Raw genomic sequence first — 15,805 nt, 5'->3', positions numbered from 1 at the left:
TCCTCGTCCGCGAGTGACACTTACTCGATTAGGAGGGTGACAGCCGCTGCTTTCCACGCCCCGGCATGGCACGATCGGAGAAACTACCAGCGAGTAACCTCCGGAGGCCGGTTGTGGCGCGGGAAATCTCGAGTGTGGGAGTCATCGGTCTCGGCACCATGGGTGCCGGGATCGCCGAGGTGCTCGCGCGAAGCGGTGTGTCCGTGGTCGCGGTGGAGATCGACGACGACGGGGTGAACCGGGGCCGGGGCCATCTGGAGCATTCGACCGAACGGGCGGTGTCCGGCGGCAAGCTCGACGCCGAGGGCCGGAGCGCGCTGCTGGACCGGGTCCGGTACACGACGTCGCTGGCCGAACTGTCCGATGTGGACTTGGTGATCGAGGCGATCCCGGAGAACCTCGAAGCCAAAACCGACGTGTTCGCGGCGCTGGACAAGATCACCGGCCCGGACACGATCTTCGTGTCCAACACCTCCTCGCTGTCGATCACCGAGATCGGGGTGCACACCGCGCGGCCGGGCAAGGTCGTCGGGATGCACTTCTTCAACCCGGCGCCGATCCTCAAACTGGTCGAGATCGTCCGCACCGTGGTCACCGAGCCCGACGTCGTCACCGACGTCGTCGCGTTCGCCGAACGGCTCGGCAAAACGCCGGTGGTGATCGGCGACCGCGCCGGGTTCATCGCGAACGCCCTGCTCTTCGGGTATCTCAACCACGCCGTGCGGATGTGCGAACAGCGCTACGCCACGCGTGAGGATCTCGACGCCGCGATGCGGTTCGGTTGCGGATATCCCATGGGCCCCTTGGCCTTGCTCGATCTCATCGGGCTGGACACCGCGTACGAGATCCTGGACACGATGTACCACCAGTCGCGCAACCGGCTCCACGCGCCGGCGCCCCTGCTGAAGCAGATGATCACCGCCGGACTGCTCGGACGCAAGACCGGACAGGGTTTCTACACCTACGACGAACCCGATTCGCCGACGGTGACCGACGCGGTTCCGACGTCCACAAAGGACACTGTGGCGCCGCGAGAAGTGCGCAAGGTCGGCGTCGTCGGAACCGGGACGATGGCGACAGGCATCGTCGAGGTGTTCGCGAAACGCGGTTACGACGTCATCCTGCGGGCGCGAAGCGCGGAGAAGGCCGCGGCGTCGGTCGCGCGGGTGAAGAAGTCTCTGGACAAGGCCGTCGTCAAGGGCAAACTGTCCGAAAAGGACGCCGCCGCCGCGCTCGGCCGGATCTCGCCCGCGGTGGACTTCGACGAATTGGCCGACGTCGACCTCGTCGTCGAGGCGGTGGCCGAGGATCTGGCCGTCAAGCAGGCCGTCTTCGCCGCGCTCGACGACGTCGTGAAGCCGGGCGCGGTTTTGGCGACGACCACGTCGTCGTTGCCCGTGATCGAATGCGCAGCCGCCACCTCGCGGCCCTCGGACGTGGTCGGCGTGCACTTCTTCAACCCGGCCCCGGTGATGAAACTCGTCGAGGTCGTCTCGACGATCGCCACCGCGCCGGACGTCGTCGCGACCGTGGACGCCGTTTGCGCGGCGGTGGGCAAACACCCCGTGCACTGCGGCGACCGGGCCGGTTTCATCGTCAACGCGCTGCTGTTCCCGTACCTCAACGACGCGGTGAAGATGCTCGAGGCGCATTACGCCGTGGCCGACGACATCGACACCGCGATGAAGGTGGGCTGCGGGCTGCCGATGGGCCCGTTCGAGCTGCTCGACGTCGTCGGACTGGACGTTTCGCTGGCGATCCAGCGGACCCTGTTCAACGAGTTCCGGGAAGAGGGCTTCGCGCCCGCGCCGCTGCTGGAGCACCTCGTGACCGCGGGGCGGCTCGGCCGTAAGACGGGGAAGGGTTTCAAGGACTACTCGGCCAGGTAGATCCTCGTGAGTGGTGATGACGGTTAGAACCGTCATTACCACTCACGAGGAGTGCCGGACCTCTAAGCTCCCCGGGGTGCGTCAGCTGACTTACGACGGGATGCCCATCCCCGGCCTGAACGACCTGGTCCGGACCGCGATCCGCCTGCACCCCGCGCCGGGTGAGCCCGGTCCGGACGAGAGCCACCTCGGCGGCCCGTTGCTCTGGCCGTCGGACGAGCCGTGGCCGGAGTGCCCGGTGACCTGGCCGCCCGATCCGGACGCGTCCGACGACGCCTGGAAGGGCGGGCATCCGCTCGACGGCCCGGTCCCGGTGATGGTCAGCGCGGCGCAGCTCTTCCGCGACGACTTCCCGGAGCTGCACTTCCCGGAGGGTGCCGACGTCCTGCAGATCCTGTTCTGCCCGCTGGAACACGACAGTCCGTACCACCACGGGCCCGCGGTCCGGCTGGTCTGGCGCGATTCCGGCGAGGTGGGGGACATCGCGGATCCGCCACCGACCCCCGGAGGCGCCGAGGCCGAATTCCTGCCACAGCCCTGTGTGTTCGAGCCGTGCTCGATCGACGAGCTGCCCCGGCTCTGCGACTTCCCGGCGGAGACCCGTGCCGCGCTCGGCATCCCCGAAGGCGCGGGCGACGACCCGGACGGCTGGCCGGAGCTGGGGCAGTACTCGAAGATCGGCGGCTGGACGGCCTGGTCCGCGACCGATCGCGCCGACCTGGGCTGCCGCGAGTGCGGCGCGGACCTGCGGCAGACGATCGCGCTGGCCACGGAGGAACACGAGGTCGGCTGCGGCTGCGAGGTCGCCGAGGACGGACCGGCAGGCTGGTCGTTCGGCGCGCGGGGGGCGCTGAACGTCTTCACCTGCCCGGCCGACGTCACGCATCCGTTCAAGGTCCGCATCGACTGACCTCCGCGGTCCGCTCAGCCGGGCGGGAGCAAAGGTCCCCCGCTCCAGTGCTGGAAGACCAGGTTCGTGTGCACCCGGGCGACTTCGTCGCGGGCGGTCAGCTCGTCGAGCACCAGTCGCTGCAGTTCGGTCGCGGAAGCGGTGGCGACGTGCGCGAGGAAGTCGTCCGGTCCGGTCAGGTGGTAGACGGCGCGGACCTCGGGCAGGGCGAGCAGATGCTCGACGAACGAGTCCACCAGTGCCCGCCGGTGCGGGCGGACCTGGACGAACAGGAGCGCTTCGAGCGGCCGGCCGAGTTTGGCGGCGTCCACCTCGGCGCGCTGGCCGATGATCACCCCGGTCTCGCGAAGCCGGTTGACGCGGTCGAGACAGGTCGAGGGCGCGATGCCGACCGCGGCGGCCAGATCCTTGTTCGAGATCCGGGCGTCGTTCTGCAACAGCCGCAGAATCCGCAGGTCTACCGTGCTCAGTTCGACAGAATCCGACATCGGCGAATGATATCCGAAGATATTGCTTCTGATCCGGATAAAACCGCACCATCTGGAGTATGACCGCAACGCTGCGCACCCGAGCCGTCCACGCCGGCCGTGACGATCTCACGGACCTCGGCGTCCACGCCGCCCCGCTCGATCTGTCCACGACCTACCCGTCGCGCGACAGCGTCGAAGAGGCAGGCCGCATCGACGAGTTCGCCTCCACGGGCGCTCTGTCTGGCCCGCCGGTCTACGGGCGGCTCAGCAACCCGACCGTCGAACGGTTCGAGAAGGCCTTGGCCGAACTCGAAGGTTTCGACGACGCCGTCGCGTTCGCCACCGGCATGGCCGCGGTGTCGGCTTCGCTGCTCGCGGCCGTCGCGCGGGGGAAGCGGCACATCGTCGCCGTCCGCCCGGTCTACGGCTGTACCGATCACATGCTCACGTCCGGTCTGCTCGGCACCGAGGTGACCTGGGCAGATCCGGAAGATGTCGCTTCGGCGCTGCGTCCCGACACCGGTCTGGTGCTGCTCGAAACACCCGCGAACCCGACCCTGCGCGAGGTCGACGTCGCGGAGATCGTGCGTGCCGCGGGCGAGGTTCCAGTGCTGGTCGACAACACCTTCGCGACTCCCGTGCTCCAGCGCCCGGGGCGGCACGGCGCTCGGTTCGTCCTGCACAGCGCGACCAAGTTCCTCGGCGGCCACGGCGACGTCATGGGTGGCGTGATCGCGTGCGGCGCCGAAGACGCCGGGATGTTGCGGCAGATCCGCTTCGCCACCGGCGGCGTGTTGCACCCGCTGGCCGGGTACATGCTGCTTCGCGGCCTTTCGACCCTTCCGCTGCGGGTCAACGCCGCGTCCGCGACGGCCGCCGAACTCGTGGAGCGGCTGCGCGGGCACGCGAACGTCGGCGCGGTGCACTACCCGAGCCTTGGCGGTCCGCTGATCGCGTTCGAGGTCGACGGCGATCCGCACGCGCTCATCGGCGCTGTCCGGTTGATCACCCCGGCCGTCAGTCTCGGCAGCGTGGATTCGCTCATCCAGCATCCCGCGTCGATCAGCCACCGGATCGTCGCCGCGGACGACCGGCGCGGCGCGGGCGTCACCGATCGGCTCATCCGGATGTCGGTGGGGCTGGAGGACGTCGAGGACCTGTGGCACGACCTCGACCAGGCGCTGAAAGCCTGCTGAGCGAGATCGTCATCACGAGGATGTCGACAAATCGTCCCGCGTGGCTAACCTGGTCGGGTGAAAGATCTGGTTTCGTCCTGGGTGGAATCTTCGGCTCGTAGCACGCTTTCGCGGCTCCACGAGCAGATCGGCGTCGCCGGACTCGCCGCGGCGGCGGCCCTTCCCGGGCTGTCGGCCGTCTTCGATCAGCACTCCGCCGCGGTGCGGGACATCCTCGCGGCGGGGGTCGAAGGTTCGGCGGCTGTCGCCGGGGTGGTGCTTCTCGCGGGGTACACGCGAGGCCTGCTCGACGAGGCCAGGACCAAGGGCTGGACGTTTCGCGCCCCGGCCGATCTGACGGCCTGGCACACCAGCGACTGGCTGACCGCTCGGCTGGTCGGCGTGTGCTCGCTGGCCGCCACGATGGACGACCGGCGACCGCAGCCGACCGGGAACGGATAGGGCGGCCGGACACCCTATCCATTCCCGGTCTCTAGGTCAGCGGAACTCCGGCGGAGGGGGCATTGACCCACCGGAGGGCCGCTGGCCGGGATCCTGGTGCGGAGGCATCTGACCCTGGCTCGAGGGGAACTGCTGCTGCGGCGCGCCGCCGGTCTGCATACCGCCACCGGTCTGCTGCGTCCTGCTCGGAGCGGCGGCGTGGTGCCCGGCGGACACCGGCTGCTGGGCGGTCGTCTGCTCGGTCGGCACGTCGCCCGAACGGCGGGCGTCCTCCCGGCCCCGCTGGTAGGCCTCGGCCTGCGCCTTCGCGGCGGGGATCTCCGACTCGGCCCGGCCGAGCCAGTTCTCCCAGCGCTGCTGCATCGGCTTGATCAGGCCACCGCCGACACCGACGACGGCGATCCCGCCGATCGTGGCGAGCACGGTGATCAGCACCGGCAGCGTGACCGCGGTGGCCACCCCGATCTGGTTCAGCGCGGCGATCACACCGAGGCCCCAGATGAACACCGAGGCGATGGTCGCGAGCACCTTGCCGTAGGAAACGCCGCTCAGCGCGTTGCCGACCAGGTCCTTGACCGCCTTGGCGATCGCGCCGGCGATCACCACGATGATGATCGCGACGATGGCGCGCGGCAGCCAGGCGACGATCTCGTTGAGCAGTGAGCTCACCGGGTTCGGACCGAACACGCCGAACGCGAACTGCAGCGCGATCAGCAGGATCGCGTAGTAGACGATCTTGCTGATGATGTTCGACGCGTCGAACTGGCTCCGGGCCATCATCTGTTTGAAGCCGCCTCGGTCGATGAGGCGGTTGAAACCGACCTTTTCGAGCACCATGCTCACGGCTTTGGCGAGCGCCTTGGCGATCAGCCAGCCGATGAACAGGATGACCAGGAACGCGAGCAGTTTGGGGACGAAGGTGGCGACCGAATTCCAGGCGCTGGACACGCCTTGACCGAAATCGACGGCCGCCAGTGCTGATGTGGCCACTGGACTTGCTCCCTTCCACCACTGGAGGTTCCAGACTGGTGGAGGGGAAGTACCCGGTGATTACTTCGTCACACGTGTACCCACCCGTTCGGGTGGTTCAGCCGCAACAGCCTCCGCCACAGCAGCCGCCGCCACCACCTGCGGGAACAGGAGCCGGACCGGACGCCGATCCGGTCAGCGCGACGGTCGTCAGCAGTTTGACGGTGTCCTCGTGACCCTCCGGGCACGGCGCGGGCGCGCCGGACTCGCTCATCGGCCGCAGCAGTTCGAAGGTCCCGGCGCATTCGCGGCAGCGGTAGGCGTAAGTCGGCATACCCGGCATTATCCCATCTCCGTTCGTCCGCCGGGATGGCAAGCTGTCCGGGTGGAACTGCCTGTCGCGGCGCAAGTGCCGCACCTCGGCCAAGTCGTCCCGTCCGTCCTTTCCGCCCTCGGCGCCGCCGAGTTCGCCAACTCGCTGAGCCTCGCCGAGGCGTCCAGCGCGTGTGTCCTGCTCATCGATGGTCTCGGCTGGGAACTGCTCGCCGAGCACGCGGCCGACGCGCCCGTGCTCACGCAGCTGGCGAAGTCACCTCTGCGGGTCGGTTTCCCGTCGACGACCGCCGCCGGGCTCGGCGCGATCGGCACCGGGCTGGCTTCGGGGGAGCACGGGCTGATCGGCTACAGCTTCGAGGTCCCGGGCGCGGGCGTCCTGAACGCGTTGCGCTGGACCAGCCACGAGGACGGCGGTGACCTCCGGGGGAAGCTGCCACCGCGCGAGGTACAGCCCCTGCCGACGACGTTCGAGCGCGCGGCGGCCGCGGGCATCACCACCAGCGTGGTCTCCTCGGCGAAGTTCGCCGACACCGCGCTCACCCGCGCGACCCAGTCCGGAGCCCGGTACGTCGGCGTCCACGCGCTCGGCGACCTGGCCGCGTGCGTTCTGCGGTGTCTCCAGACGCGGCCGGCGTTCTGCTGGGGCTATCACAGCGAACTCGACATGCTCGGCCACGTCTACGGGCCGGGGTCTTCGCCGTGGCGGATGCAGCTGCGGCACGTCGACAGGCTGGTCGAGTCGATCGTGGACGGTTTGCCGTCCGGCGCGCTCCTCGCGGTCGTGGCCGATCACGGCATGGTGACCGTCGAGGACGCGCTCGACATCGACGACACTCCAGCGCTGCTCGGTGGCGTCCGGGCCATCGGGGGCGAGGTCCGGGCACGGCACGTCTACAGCGAACCGGGCGCCGAGGCCGACGTGCTCGCGGCCTGGCGCGAGGTGATCGGCGACCGGGCGTGGGTGCTCTCGCGCGACGAGGCCGTCGAGGCGGGCTGGTTCGGACCGGTCTCCGACCGCGTCCGGCCGCGGATCGGCGACGTCGTCGCCGCGTCGAAGGGGCGCTTCGGGCTCGTGCGGGAACTGGCCGAGGCCGTCGAGTCCTCTTTGGTCGGTCAGCACGGCTCGCTGACCCCGGCCGAACAGCTCGTCCCCCTGGTGCTCGCGCGCGGCTGAACCCCGCGTTTCGTCCTCTGAATGCGTTCCTTGCGCCTGCAACTACCGCGTTTAGAGGACGAAACGCGTCACGTCGGCTTCCGGGCGGAGAACTGCACGCTCCGTTTCGGGACGTGGTCGACCTCGATGTCGGTGAAGCCGGCGCCGGTGAGCCGGGGCCAGATCGAAACCGGGTCGAGCGCGTTCATGGTGTCGCCGAGGTGGAGTAGCCGGAACGGCGCGTTCGCGAGGCTGTCGATCGCACGCAGGACGCCGCCGGGGCGAAGGACACGGAACGCTTCGGCGAAGATCGCGTCCTGCGCCGCGGTCGTCGGCACGTGATGCAGCATCGTGAAGCACACGACGGCCGAGAACTCGCCGTCCTCGAAGGGCATCGCGGCGCCGTCGCCCTGGACGATCCGCACGCGGCCCTCGAACTCCCGTTTGAGCAGTTCCGCCGACGTCTCGTCGATTTCGATGGCGGTGAGCCGGGGGACGAGCCGGGCGAGCGCCCGGGTGGTCGCGCCGTAGCCGGGGCCGATTTCGAGTACCGAATCGCCGAGGTCGAAGCCGGCGATGTTGCCCGGCATCTCGGCGGCGACGGCTTTCGCCCACAACGCGGAACTGCAGAGTTTGCGGTGCACCAGGTTCATCGGCATGAATCCGAAGCTAGCCGTGACCGATAGGCGATAGGCTGCCAACCGATGTCGAGAATCGGACTTCTGCCACCGATGCCGACGGCGATGGTGCTGGGCGAGATGGACCTGCCCGCCGGCACCTGGTTCCCGTGGCACGAGCACGACGGCCATCAACTCGCCTGGGCGGCGCGGGGGATCCTGAGCGTGAACGTCGGCGAGCAGTACTGGGTCCTGCCGCCGACCAGGGCGTTGTGGATCCCGGCCGGAGTCCGTCACCGCACCGGCGCCACCGCTCGCACGGTGTTGCGCGGTGTCTACGCCGCGCCGGAGCGGTGCCCGGTGCGCTGGCCGTCGCCGACCCTCGTCGCCGTCCGGCCGCTGCTGCGCGAACTGCTGGAACACCTCGGTTCGGCCGACCTCGGCGACGACGCGCGCCGCCGGGCCGAAGCCGTCGCGTTCGACCTGCTCGAATCGGTGGACGTCGTGCCGATCAGCGTGCCGATGCCGTCCGACGAGCGTGCGCTGACCGTCGCGCGGGCGGTGATCGCCGATCCGGCCGACCGGCGCGGCCTGACGGAGCTCGCCCGCGACGCGGGCGCGAGTGAACGCACGCTCGCGCGGCTGTTCCTCACCGAGTGCCGGACGACGTTCGGCGCCTGGCGGGTACAGGCCAGGCTGCGCGCCTCACTGCCGCTGCTGGCCGAGGGCATGCCACTGACCGCGGTCTCCCGCCGGATCGGGTACTCCTCGCCGAGCGCGTTCGTCGTCGCCTTCCGACGGGCTGTCGGTGTGACGCCGGGCGCCTACTTCGGCGGCTGAACCGGAACTCCGGATACCGTTTCGGCGTGCCCCGACGTAACCGGCCCGATCGCGGTGGACGCCCAGACCTCGGCGCGTCGACCGGCTGGGCGCGCTCCGAGTCGGCCCAGGACGGCGAGTGGCTGGTCCGGACCGTGCCCGGCGCGCAAGCCACCAAGGACTACCGCTGCCCCGGCTGCGACCACGAGATCCGGCCGAGGACGCCGCATCTGGTCGTCTGGCCCGCCGACGACACCGGCGGGGTCGCCGACCGCCGCCATTGGCACAAGCCCTGCTGGGACGCGCGGGCCCGGCGCCGCCCTGGTCGCTGGTGATCCCGCCTGCCGACGGAGCTGAAGACGTACTCGGAAAGCACCAGACGTGTGACCCCCCCCGGCCGAAGGCCCCGCTATCAGCGCCGTAAGTGCAGTGACGGTGCTCCCTCGAATTCCTCCTCCGTGTGGACCTTGAAGCCGAGCCGCTCGGCGACCCGGATCGACGGCTGGTTGGACACCATGATGTTGGCGATCACCGGCACCTCCGGGATCTCGCGTTCCGCCCATTCGACGACGGCGGCCGCCATCTCCGTCGCGTAGCCCTTGCCCCAGGCGAACGGCCAGAAGCGGTACGCGAGGTTCAGTACGCGCTCGCCGTTCCATTCGTGATACCGGACGCCGCCGAAGCCGACGAGCACCTCCGGATCGTCCAAAGCGGACACCGCGAGATACCCGAACCCGTGCTCGTCCCATTGCCGCATCCAGGCGTCGTACAGTTCCCGCGCGCCCTCGACGGTATGCGGCACGACGTTGAACTTGTTCGTCTCCGGATCGGCCTGCAGCGCGACGATGTTCTCGCGGTCCGCCTCGCGCAGCCGCCGCAGCAGCAGCCTCTCCGTTTTGATCTCTGTCAGCACACCTCCGAAGGTAGCGCCGGGGTGCGACAGAATTATCGCCATGACGGATCTCCCACTGGTACTGCTGCACGCCTTCCCGGTCGACGCCCGCATGTGGGACGCGGTGCGCGCGCCGCTCTCGGAGCGCCTCCGACTGATCACCCCCGACCAGCGCGGCCTCGGCCGCAGTCCGTTGCCGGAGACCGATCGGGAACCCAGCCTGGACGACGCCGCCCGCGACGTCGTGGCGCTGCTCGATCGGCTCGGACTCGACAAGGTCGTGCTCGGCGGCTGCTCGATGGGCGGCTATCTGACGATGGCGGTGCTGCGTGCCGCGCCGGAACGTGTCGGCGGGCTCGTGTTCATCGACACGAAGGCGACCGCGGACACTCCCGAGGCCGCGCAGGCCCGGCACGACCTCGCGGCCCGGGTCGAGGCGGAAGGTGCTGCCTGGCTGCCCGAAACGGTCACGCCGGGACTGCTCGCCGAGAAGACCCGCGCGGACCGGCCGGAAGTCGCGGCGCGGCTTGGTGAACTGATCGCCGCGCAGCCGCCGTCGGGGATCGCGTGGGCGGCACGCGCGATGGCGGCGCGGCCCGATTCGGTCGAAGCACTGCGGTCGGCGGACGTGCCGGCGCTGGTCGTGGTCGGCGAAGAGGACGGCCTGACCCCGCTGGACGCGGCGAACACCCTGGTGGAGACGCTGCCGAACGCGACACTGGTCGTCTTGCCGGAGGCGGGACATCTGACGCCGCTGGAGGATCCGGCCGGAGTCGTCGAAGCGATTTTGGGCTGGTACCCCGCTTAAAAGAAAGCCCTCATTCCTTCGCCGGATGGGCGACGTGCGATGGCCGAGGCCATGGTGGTGAACCAGTTCGAGACCCTGCCGGAGGCGGCCGAGGGCTGTGGCGCCGTCGTCGCGGAATGGCTTTGAACATCGCCACCCATTCGGTGGCCGAATGGAAAGGGATTCACTGGGGCGGGGTGCTCAACGCGCGCCGGAAAAGATCGCAAAGGCGGTGATCGGCGCCGCGAGCGCGTCCGTGATCTCGGGATCGGGACTTCGATCACCGGGGAGCTGAGCGCGGAGTCGCTGAGCCTCGCGCTCTCCGAGGTACTGCGGCCGGAGGTGGCCGAGCGAGCGCGTCAGGTCGGTGGTGAGGTGCGGACGGACGGGGCCGACGTGGCGGCGAAGCTCCTGATGGAGGTCCTCTAACCCCGCGTTTAGTCCTCTAAGTGCGGTGGTTGGTCGTGCGAACTACCGCATTTAGAGGACTAATCGCGTAGGAAGTAGCGCTCTAGAGCTGCCTCTGCCTCACCCAGCCGCTCGGGGAAGCGCTGGGCGATCACGAACCGCCAGGGAACCTCGAACAACCGACGCAACGCGAGAAACGGCTCAAGCGACGAAGGTGCGACATCGGTCGGGTACGCGGAGAGAGCCGAAGCGCCAAGATCCGCGTAGAGGACGGCGAGGTCCCAGCCGAGCGGTCCGCGCCAGGTGTCCTCGAAGTCGAGCCAGCACGGTCCGGCCGCCGTCGCGATCACGTTCCCCCGATGGGCGTCGCCGTGCAGTGGCCGGGGTTCGTCCGTCGGAAGGGCCACCGCGACCCGTTCGAGTTCTTCGCGCAGCCGGGGTGCCGCACCGCCCATCGCGTGACCATGCCGGTCGAGCAGGACCCGGAGGTCGTGGACCGGCCCGAGTTCGGGCAGCGCACCGGAGTAGTCGGCGAGCGCGGTGTGCACCCGGGCGAGCGACATCGCCACCTCTCGTGGCGACAGGGTGTCTCCCGGCTCATGGGGCGTGTAATCCCAGAGAGTGACCGGAAGGCCGTTGGCGAAATGGGGTCCGGCCGGGGGATCCGTGGTCGGTGAGACGACGAGCACATCACGTTCCGTGAGGTGTTTCGACAGTGCGACGTCCCGCGCCAGCCACTCCGCCGGATCCGGCCGCGCGAAGCGGGTCGTGCCCGGCACCCTCGCCACCACCGGACCCAGTCTCACCAGCACGTTCGACTTGAAATGCAGGACGCCGGGATCGCCGGTCGGCAGGCCGAATCGGTCACCCACCGCGATCGCGGCGGCCACCCCCGCCCGCGTGTGTTCGTCGGCCACGGCGCGATCTTGCCAGCCGGTGCGCGCGACTGTCGGTAGTGAGGGCTACGATCCCCCTTAGCCGCCGGAATGGGTCGGAGAACCCGGCCGACGGCAGAACATTGACCACCACAAGGTTTGAGTGTTGGAGGCAGGAGTGACGGCCGTAGCCCCCAAGCCGATCGCCACGCGCCCGTATCCCGCGCGGGAGTCGGTTAAGGGTTCGTACCTGCTGCGGTTGTTCCGCACGACGGACCACAAGCAAATCGGCATCATGTACCTGGTCACGTCGTTCGCCTTCTTCATGGTGGGCGGCGCGATGGCGATGCTGATCCGCTCCGAGCTGGCACGTCCCGGGCAGCAGTTCCTTTCGCAGGAGCAGTACAACCAGCTGTTCACGATGCACGGCACGATCATGCTGTTGCTGTACGCGACGCCGATCCTGTTCGGCTTCGCGAACTTCATCCTGCCGCTGCAGATCGGTTCGCCCGACGTCGCCTTCCCGCGGCTGAACGCGTTCTCGTACTGGCTGTACCTCTTCGGCGGCCTGATCGTGATGTCCGGCTTCCTGACCCCGGGTGGCGCCGCCGACTTCGGCTGGTTCGCCTACACCCCGCTGTCGGACGCCATCCACTCGCCCGGCGTCGGCGCCGACCTGTGGATCTCCGGTCTGGTCGTGTCCGGTCTCGGCACCATCCTCGGTGGCGTCAACATGATCACCACGGTGGTCTGCCTGCGCGCCCCCGGTATGACGATGTACCGGATGCCGATCTTCACCTGGAACATCCTGGTCACCAGCATCCTGATCCTGCTGGCGTTCCCGATCCTGACCGCGGCCCTGATGGGCCTGCTGGCGGACCGGCATCTCGGGGCGCATGTGTTCGACCCCGCGAACGGCGGCGTGATCCTCTGGCAACACCTGTTCTGGTTCTTCGGCCATCCAGAGGTCTATATCGTCGCCCTACCGTTCTTCGGGATCGTGTCGGAGATCTTCCCGGTCTTCAGTCGCAAGCCGATCTTCGGTTACAAGGGCCTGGTCTGGGCGACGCTGGCGATCGCCGCGCTGTCGGTGGCGGTGTGGGCGCACCACATGTACGCGACCGGTGCCGTGCTGCTGCCGTTCTTCTCCTTCATGACCTTCCTGATCGCGGTCCCGACCGGCGTGAAGTTCTTCAACTGGATCGGCACGATGTGGAAGGGCCAACTGTCCTTCGAGACGCCGATGATCTTCTCGATGGGCTTCATCGTCACGTTCCTCTTCGGCGGTCTGACCGGCATCATGCTGGCCGCGCCGGCGATCGACTTCCACGTGTCCGACAGCTACTTCGTCGTCGCGCACTTCCACTACGTGCTCTACGGCACGATCGTGTTCGCCACCTTCGCCGGGATCTACTTCTGGTTCCCGAAGATCACCGGCCGCATGATGGACGAGAAGCTCGGCAAGTGGCACTTCTGGACCACGTTCATCGGCTTCCACGCCACGTTCCTGGTGCAGCACTGGCTGGGCGCCGAAGGCATGCCGCGGCGGTACGCGGACTACCTGCAGTCCGACGGCTTCACCACGCTGAACACGATCTCCACGATCGGCGCGTACATTCTCGGCGCCTCGACGCTGCCGTTCATCTGGAACGTCTTCAAGAGCTACCGGTACGGCGAGATCGTCACGGTGGACGACCCGTGGGGCTACGGCAACTCGCTCGAATGGGCGACGTCCTGCCCGCCGCCGCGGCACAACTTCACCGAGCTGCCGAGGATCCGTTCCGAGCGCCCGGCGTTCGAGCTGCACTACCCGCATATGGTGGAGCGCATGCACAAGGAGGGTGAGATCGGCTTCTTCGGACAGCAGAAGGTCAACACCCACCGCGCGCCGTCCCAGGTGCTCACCGAGGCTGCCATCCCGGGTGACCACTCCAAGGACAACGCCAGCGAGCGATGACCCGATAAGCGGAAACGGCGCGTGCCTTGCCTCACACAGGGGCAAGGCACGCGCCTTTTTCATACCCGGCTGAGAGAGACTGAGCCCGTGACGCAGACCCCAGTTCTCATCACCACGACCGGCCCCGACAAGCCGGGGGTGTCCTCGGTCCTGTTCGCCGTGCTGTCCCGGCACGACGTCGACATCCTCGACGTCGAGCAGGTGGTCATCCGCGGTCAGCTGGTGCTCGGCGTGCTCGCCGGGGTGTACCGCGACCCCGAAGGCCTGCAGGAATACGTCGAGCAGGCGATGGCGTCGGTCGGGATGCAGGTCGAGGTGAAGATCGGCTCGGCCATCGGCGCCGACCCGTTCGCCAGCGGTCAGAAGGACTCGACGCATGTCCTGCTGATGCTCGGCCGTCCGGTCACCGCGCGGGCGTTCTCCGACGTCGCGCGCCGTCTCGCCGCGCTGGACGTGAACATCGACTCGATCCGCAGCATCGCCGACTACCCGGTCACCGGGCTGGAGCTCTACGCTTCGCTCGCCCAGGACACGCCGGAAGCCGACGCGGCCTTGCGGACCGCGCTGGCCGACGCCGCCGTGGAGGCCGGGATCGACATCTCGGTCGAGCGGGCCGGGCTCGCCCGCCGGGCCAAGCGGCTGGTCGTCTTCGACGTCGATTCCACGCTCATCCAGGGCGAGGTCATCGAGATGCTCGGCGCGCACGCCGGCGTCGAGCCCCAGGTTCGCGAGATCACCGAAGCCGCGATGCGCGGCGAGCTGAACTTCGCGGAGTCGCTGGAGCGCCGGGTCGCGCTGCTGGCAGGTCTCCCGGAGACGGTGCTCGACGAGGTCGCCGCGTCGATCGAGCTCACCCCGGGCGCGCGCACGACCATCCGCACGCTGAAGCGGATGGGCTTCCGCTGCGGCGTCGTTTCCGGCGGGTTCACCAAGATCATCCAGTCCCTTGTGGACGATCTCGGCCTCGACTTCGCCGCCGCGAACGAACTCGAAGTGGTCGACGGCAAGCTCACCGGCCGGGTGGTCGGGGAGATCGTGGATCGCGCGGGCAAGGCGACGGCGCTGCGCCGGTTCGCCGAGGAGTACGAGATTTCGCTGCAGCAGTGTGTCGCCGTCGGTGACGGGGCGAACGACATCGACATGCTGTCGGTCGCCGGGATGGGTGTCGCCTTCAACGCGAAGCCCGCGCTGCGCGAGGTCGCCGACACCGCGCTTTCGCATCCGTACCTCGACGCCGTGCTGTTCCTGCTCGGGGTCACGAGGGCCGAGATCGAGGCGGCCGACGCGGCCGACGGTCTCGAGCTTTCCCGGCCGTGAGCGTCCTGGAGCCGCTGGCGGCGCGCTACGCGTACTGGCTCGGCCTCCCCGCGGAAAGCACGGTGGACACCTCCGACGAGGATCCCGCCGAAGTCCGCGCCATGCCGGTGATCCTGCGGATGGAACGCGCCGAACCGCCGTCCAGGACCGCTCTGCTGGAAGCCGCCGCGGCGGCCGCGATCGCGGTCTGTCTCGACGAGCGCGCCGAACCCGAAGGCGAATGGCACGAGCCGCTCAAGGCGTGGGTCGACGGCCGGATCCGCAAGGTCGCCCGCCGCGCGCGGGGCGCGCATTGGCAGGCGGTGCAAGAACTGCCGGGCAGCACGATCGAGGTCGACGGCGCCGAGGCGCGGGCGTTGCTGCCGGGCAGGGTCGTCGATGCGCCGAAAGAGGTCTCGCGGCTGCAGATCTCCGGCAGCGAACTCCCGGCCGACGAGCCGGGACCCGCGCCGGACGGGGTCCCGCGGTTGCTGCTGAACCCCGAGGTCTCGATGACCGTTGGCAAGGGCGCCGCCCAGGTCGGGCACGCGACGATGATCCTGGCCTCGCTGCTGGACGAAGCCGAACGGGCCGCTTGGGCCGAGACCGGCTTCCGGTGCTCGGTGCGGACGCCGCCGGTCGCGGTCTGGAAGGCGCTGTGCCCGATCGAGGACCCGGAAGGTTCGTGGCGGCGCGACGGTGTCGTCGCGGTCCGGGACGCGGGATTCACCGAGGTGGACCCGGGGACCGTCACCGTCATCGCCCAGCGTCGGTAGGCCCGCGTAGGGTG

17 protein-coding genes are annotated in these 15,805 nt (G+C 69.0%); 11 read left to right on the top strand and 6 right to left on the bottom strand.

The window, feature by feature from the left end; translation table 11 throughout:
• Positions 1 to 113 precede the first annotated feature (113 nt).
• Positions 114 to 1,889: a 3-hydroxyacyl-CoA dehydrogenase family protein gene (locus tag ACZ54P_RS11390; RefSeq protein ID WP_465461394.1), complete on the top strand. Its 1,776-nt coding sequence runs from the start codon at positions 114 to 116 to the stop codon at positions 1,887 to 1,889.
• Between the two features lie 76 nt (positions 1,890 to 1,965).
• A complete protein-coding gene (locus ACZ54P_RS11385) occupies positions 1,966 to 2,799 on the top strand; it encodes a YwqG family protein (protein WP_465461393.1) in 834 nt (277 codons plus the stop codon).
• Positions 2,800 to 2,813: 14 nt separating this feature from the next.
• Here ACZ54P_RS11385 and ACZ54P_RS11380 read toward each other — a convergent pair whose 3' ends face one another.
• Positions 2,814 to 3,287, bottom strand: coding sequence for an Lrp/AsnC family transcriptional regulator (locus ACZ54P_RS11380; RefSeq protein WP_061982398.1), 474 nt, complete (start codon positions 3,285 to 3,287; stop codon positions 2,814 to 2,816).
• 59 nt (positions 3,288 to 3,346) lie between these two features.
• On the opposite strand from ACZ54P_RS11380, the gene ACZ54P_RS11375 reads away from it, so the two are divergent.
• Both ACZ54P_RS11375 and ACZ54P_RS11370 read left to right on the top strand, forming a co-directional pair.
• Positions 3,347 to 4,465: a trans-sulfuration enzyme family protein gene (locus tag ACZ54P_RS11375; RefSeq protein WP_465461392.1), complete on the top strand. Its 1,119-nt coding sequence runs from the start codon at positions 3,347 to 3,349 to the stop codon at positions 4,463 to 4,465.
• A 57-nt stretch (positions 4,466 to 4,522) separates the two neighbouring features.
• Positions 4,523 to 4,906, top strand: a complete 384-nt coding sequence (locus ACZ54P_RS11370; protein WP_465461391.1) for a DUF6401 family natural product biosynthesis protein — start codon at positions 4,523 to 4,525, stop codon at positions 4,904 to 4,906.
• A gap of 36 nt (positions 4,907 to 4,942) precedes the next feature.
• Here the strand turns inward: ACZ54P_RS11370 and ACZ54P_RS11365 are convergent, their stop codons facing one another.
• Positions 4,943 to 5,896 carry a mechanosensitive ion channel family protein gene (locus tag ACZ54P_RS11365; protein ID WP_465461390.1) on the bottom strand — a complete coding sequence of 318 codons (954 nt, stop codon included), beginning with the start codon at positions 5,894 to 5,896 and terminating at the stop codon, positions 4,943 to 4,945.
• Between the two features lie 97 nt (positions 5,897 to 5,993).
• Entirely contained in the window at positions 5,994 to 6,209 is a 216-nt protein-coding gene (locus ACZ54P_RS11360) for an FmdB family zinc ribbon protein (protein ID WP_465461389.1), read from the bottom strand.
• Positions 6,210 to 6,260: 51 nt separating this feature from the next.
• Here ACZ54P_RS11360 and ACZ54P_RS11355 point away from each other — a divergent pair, with 51 nt between their 5' ends.
• On the top strand, positions 6,261 to 7,385 hold the full coding sequence (locus tag ACZ54P_RS11355; RefSeq protein ID WP_465461388.1) for an alkaline phosphatase family protein: 1,125 nt from the start codon (positions 6,261 to 6,263) through the stop codon (positions 7,383 to 7,385).
• 68 nt (positions 7,386 to 7,453) lie between these two features.
• Here the strand turns inward: ACZ54P_RS11355 and ACZ54P_RS11350 are convergent, their stop codons facing one another.
• Positions 7,454 to 8,017 (bottom strand): class I SAM-dependent methyltransferase, encoded by a 564-nt coding sequence (locus ACZ54P_RS11350; protein WP_465461461.1) that lies wholly within the window; start codon positions 8,015 to 8,017, stop codon positions 7,454 to 7,456.
• Between the two features lie 51 nt (positions 8,018 to 8,068).
• On the opposite strand from ACZ54P_RS11350, the gene ACZ54P_RS11345 reads away from it, so the two are divergent.
• Together ACZ54P_RS11345 and ACZ54P_RS11340 are read left to right on the top strand one after the other, a co-directional pair.
• On the top strand, positions 8,069 to 8,821 hold the full coding sequence (locus ACZ54P_RS11345; protein ID WP_465461387.1) for an AraC family transcriptional regulator: 753 nt from the start codon (positions 8,069 to 8,071) through the stop codon (positions 8,819 to 8,821).
• 26 nt (positions 8,822 to 8,847) lie between these two features.
• Positions 8,848 to 9,135 (top strand): hypothetical protein, encoded by a 288-nt coding sequence (locus tag ACZ54P_RS11340; protein ID WP_465461386.1) that lies wholly within the window; start codon positions 8,848 to 8,850, stop codon positions 9,133 to 9,135.
• 77 nt (positions 9,136 to 9,212) lie between these two features.
• Here ACZ54P_RS11340 and ACZ54P_RS11335 read toward each other — a convergent pair whose 3' ends face one another.
• Positions 9,213 to 9,713, bottom strand: coding sequence for a GNAT family N-acetyltransferase (locus tag ACZ54P_RS11335; protein WP_465461385.1), 501 nt, complete (start codon positions 9,711 to 9,713; stop codon positions 9,213 to 9,215).
• A gap of 40 nt (positions 9,714 to 9,753) precedes the next feature.
• Here ACZ54P_RS11335 and ACZ54P_RS11330 point away from each other — a divergent pair, with 40 nt between their 5' ends.
• Complete coding sequence (locus ACZ54P_RS11330) at positions 9,754 to 10,500, top strand: alpha/beta fold hydrolase (protein ID WP_465461384.1); 747 nt, start codon at positions 9,754 to 9,756, stop codon at positions 10,498 to 10,500.
• Between the two features lie 467 nt (positions 10,501 to 10,967).
• Here the strand turns inward: ACZ54P_RS11330 and ACZ54P_RS11325 are convergent, their stop codons facing one another.
• Positions 10,968 to 11,804 (bottom strand): phosphotransferase, encoded by an 837-nt coding sequence (locus ACZ54P_RS11325; RefSeq protein ID WP_465461383.1) that lies wholly within the window; start codon positions 11,802 to 11,804, stop codon positions 10,968 to 10,970.
• Between the two features lie 136 nt (positions 11,805 to 11,940).
• Between ACZ54P_RS11325 and ctaD the strand changes: the two genes are divergently transcribed.
• The 3 genes from ctaD (at position 11,941) to ACZ54P_RS11310 (ending at position 15,791) form a co-directional block, all read left to right on the top strand.
• The gene (gene ctaD / locus ACZ54P_RS11320) at positions 11,941 to 13,719 is read left to right on the top strand and encodes an aa3-type cytochrome oxidase subunit I (protein WP_465461382.1); all 1,779 of its coding nucleotides are present in this window, start codon (positions 11,941 to 11,943) and stop codon (positions 13,717 to 13,719) included.
• A gap of 87 nt (positions 13,720 to 13,806) precedes the next feature.
• Entirely contained in the window at positions 13,807 to 15,036 is a 1,230-nt protein-coding gene (serB, locus tag ACZ54P_RS11315; RefSeq protein ID WP_465461381.1) for a phosphoserine phosphatase SerB, read from the top strand.
• Positions 15,033 to 15,791, top strand: coding sequence for a peptidyl-tRNA hydrolase (locus ACZ54P_RS11310; RefSeq protein ID WP_465461380.1), 759 nt, complete (start codon positions 15,033 to 15,035; stop codon positions 15,789 to 15,791). Before serB ends, ACZ54P_RS11310 begins: the two co-directional genes overlap by 4 nt.
• The last annotated feature ends 14 nt before the right edge of the window (positions 15,792 to 15,805 follow it).

Source organism: Amycolatopsis sp. NPDC034160 (assembly GCF_055575355.1).
This window is presented reverse-complemented; position numbering and strand designations above follow the sequence as displayed.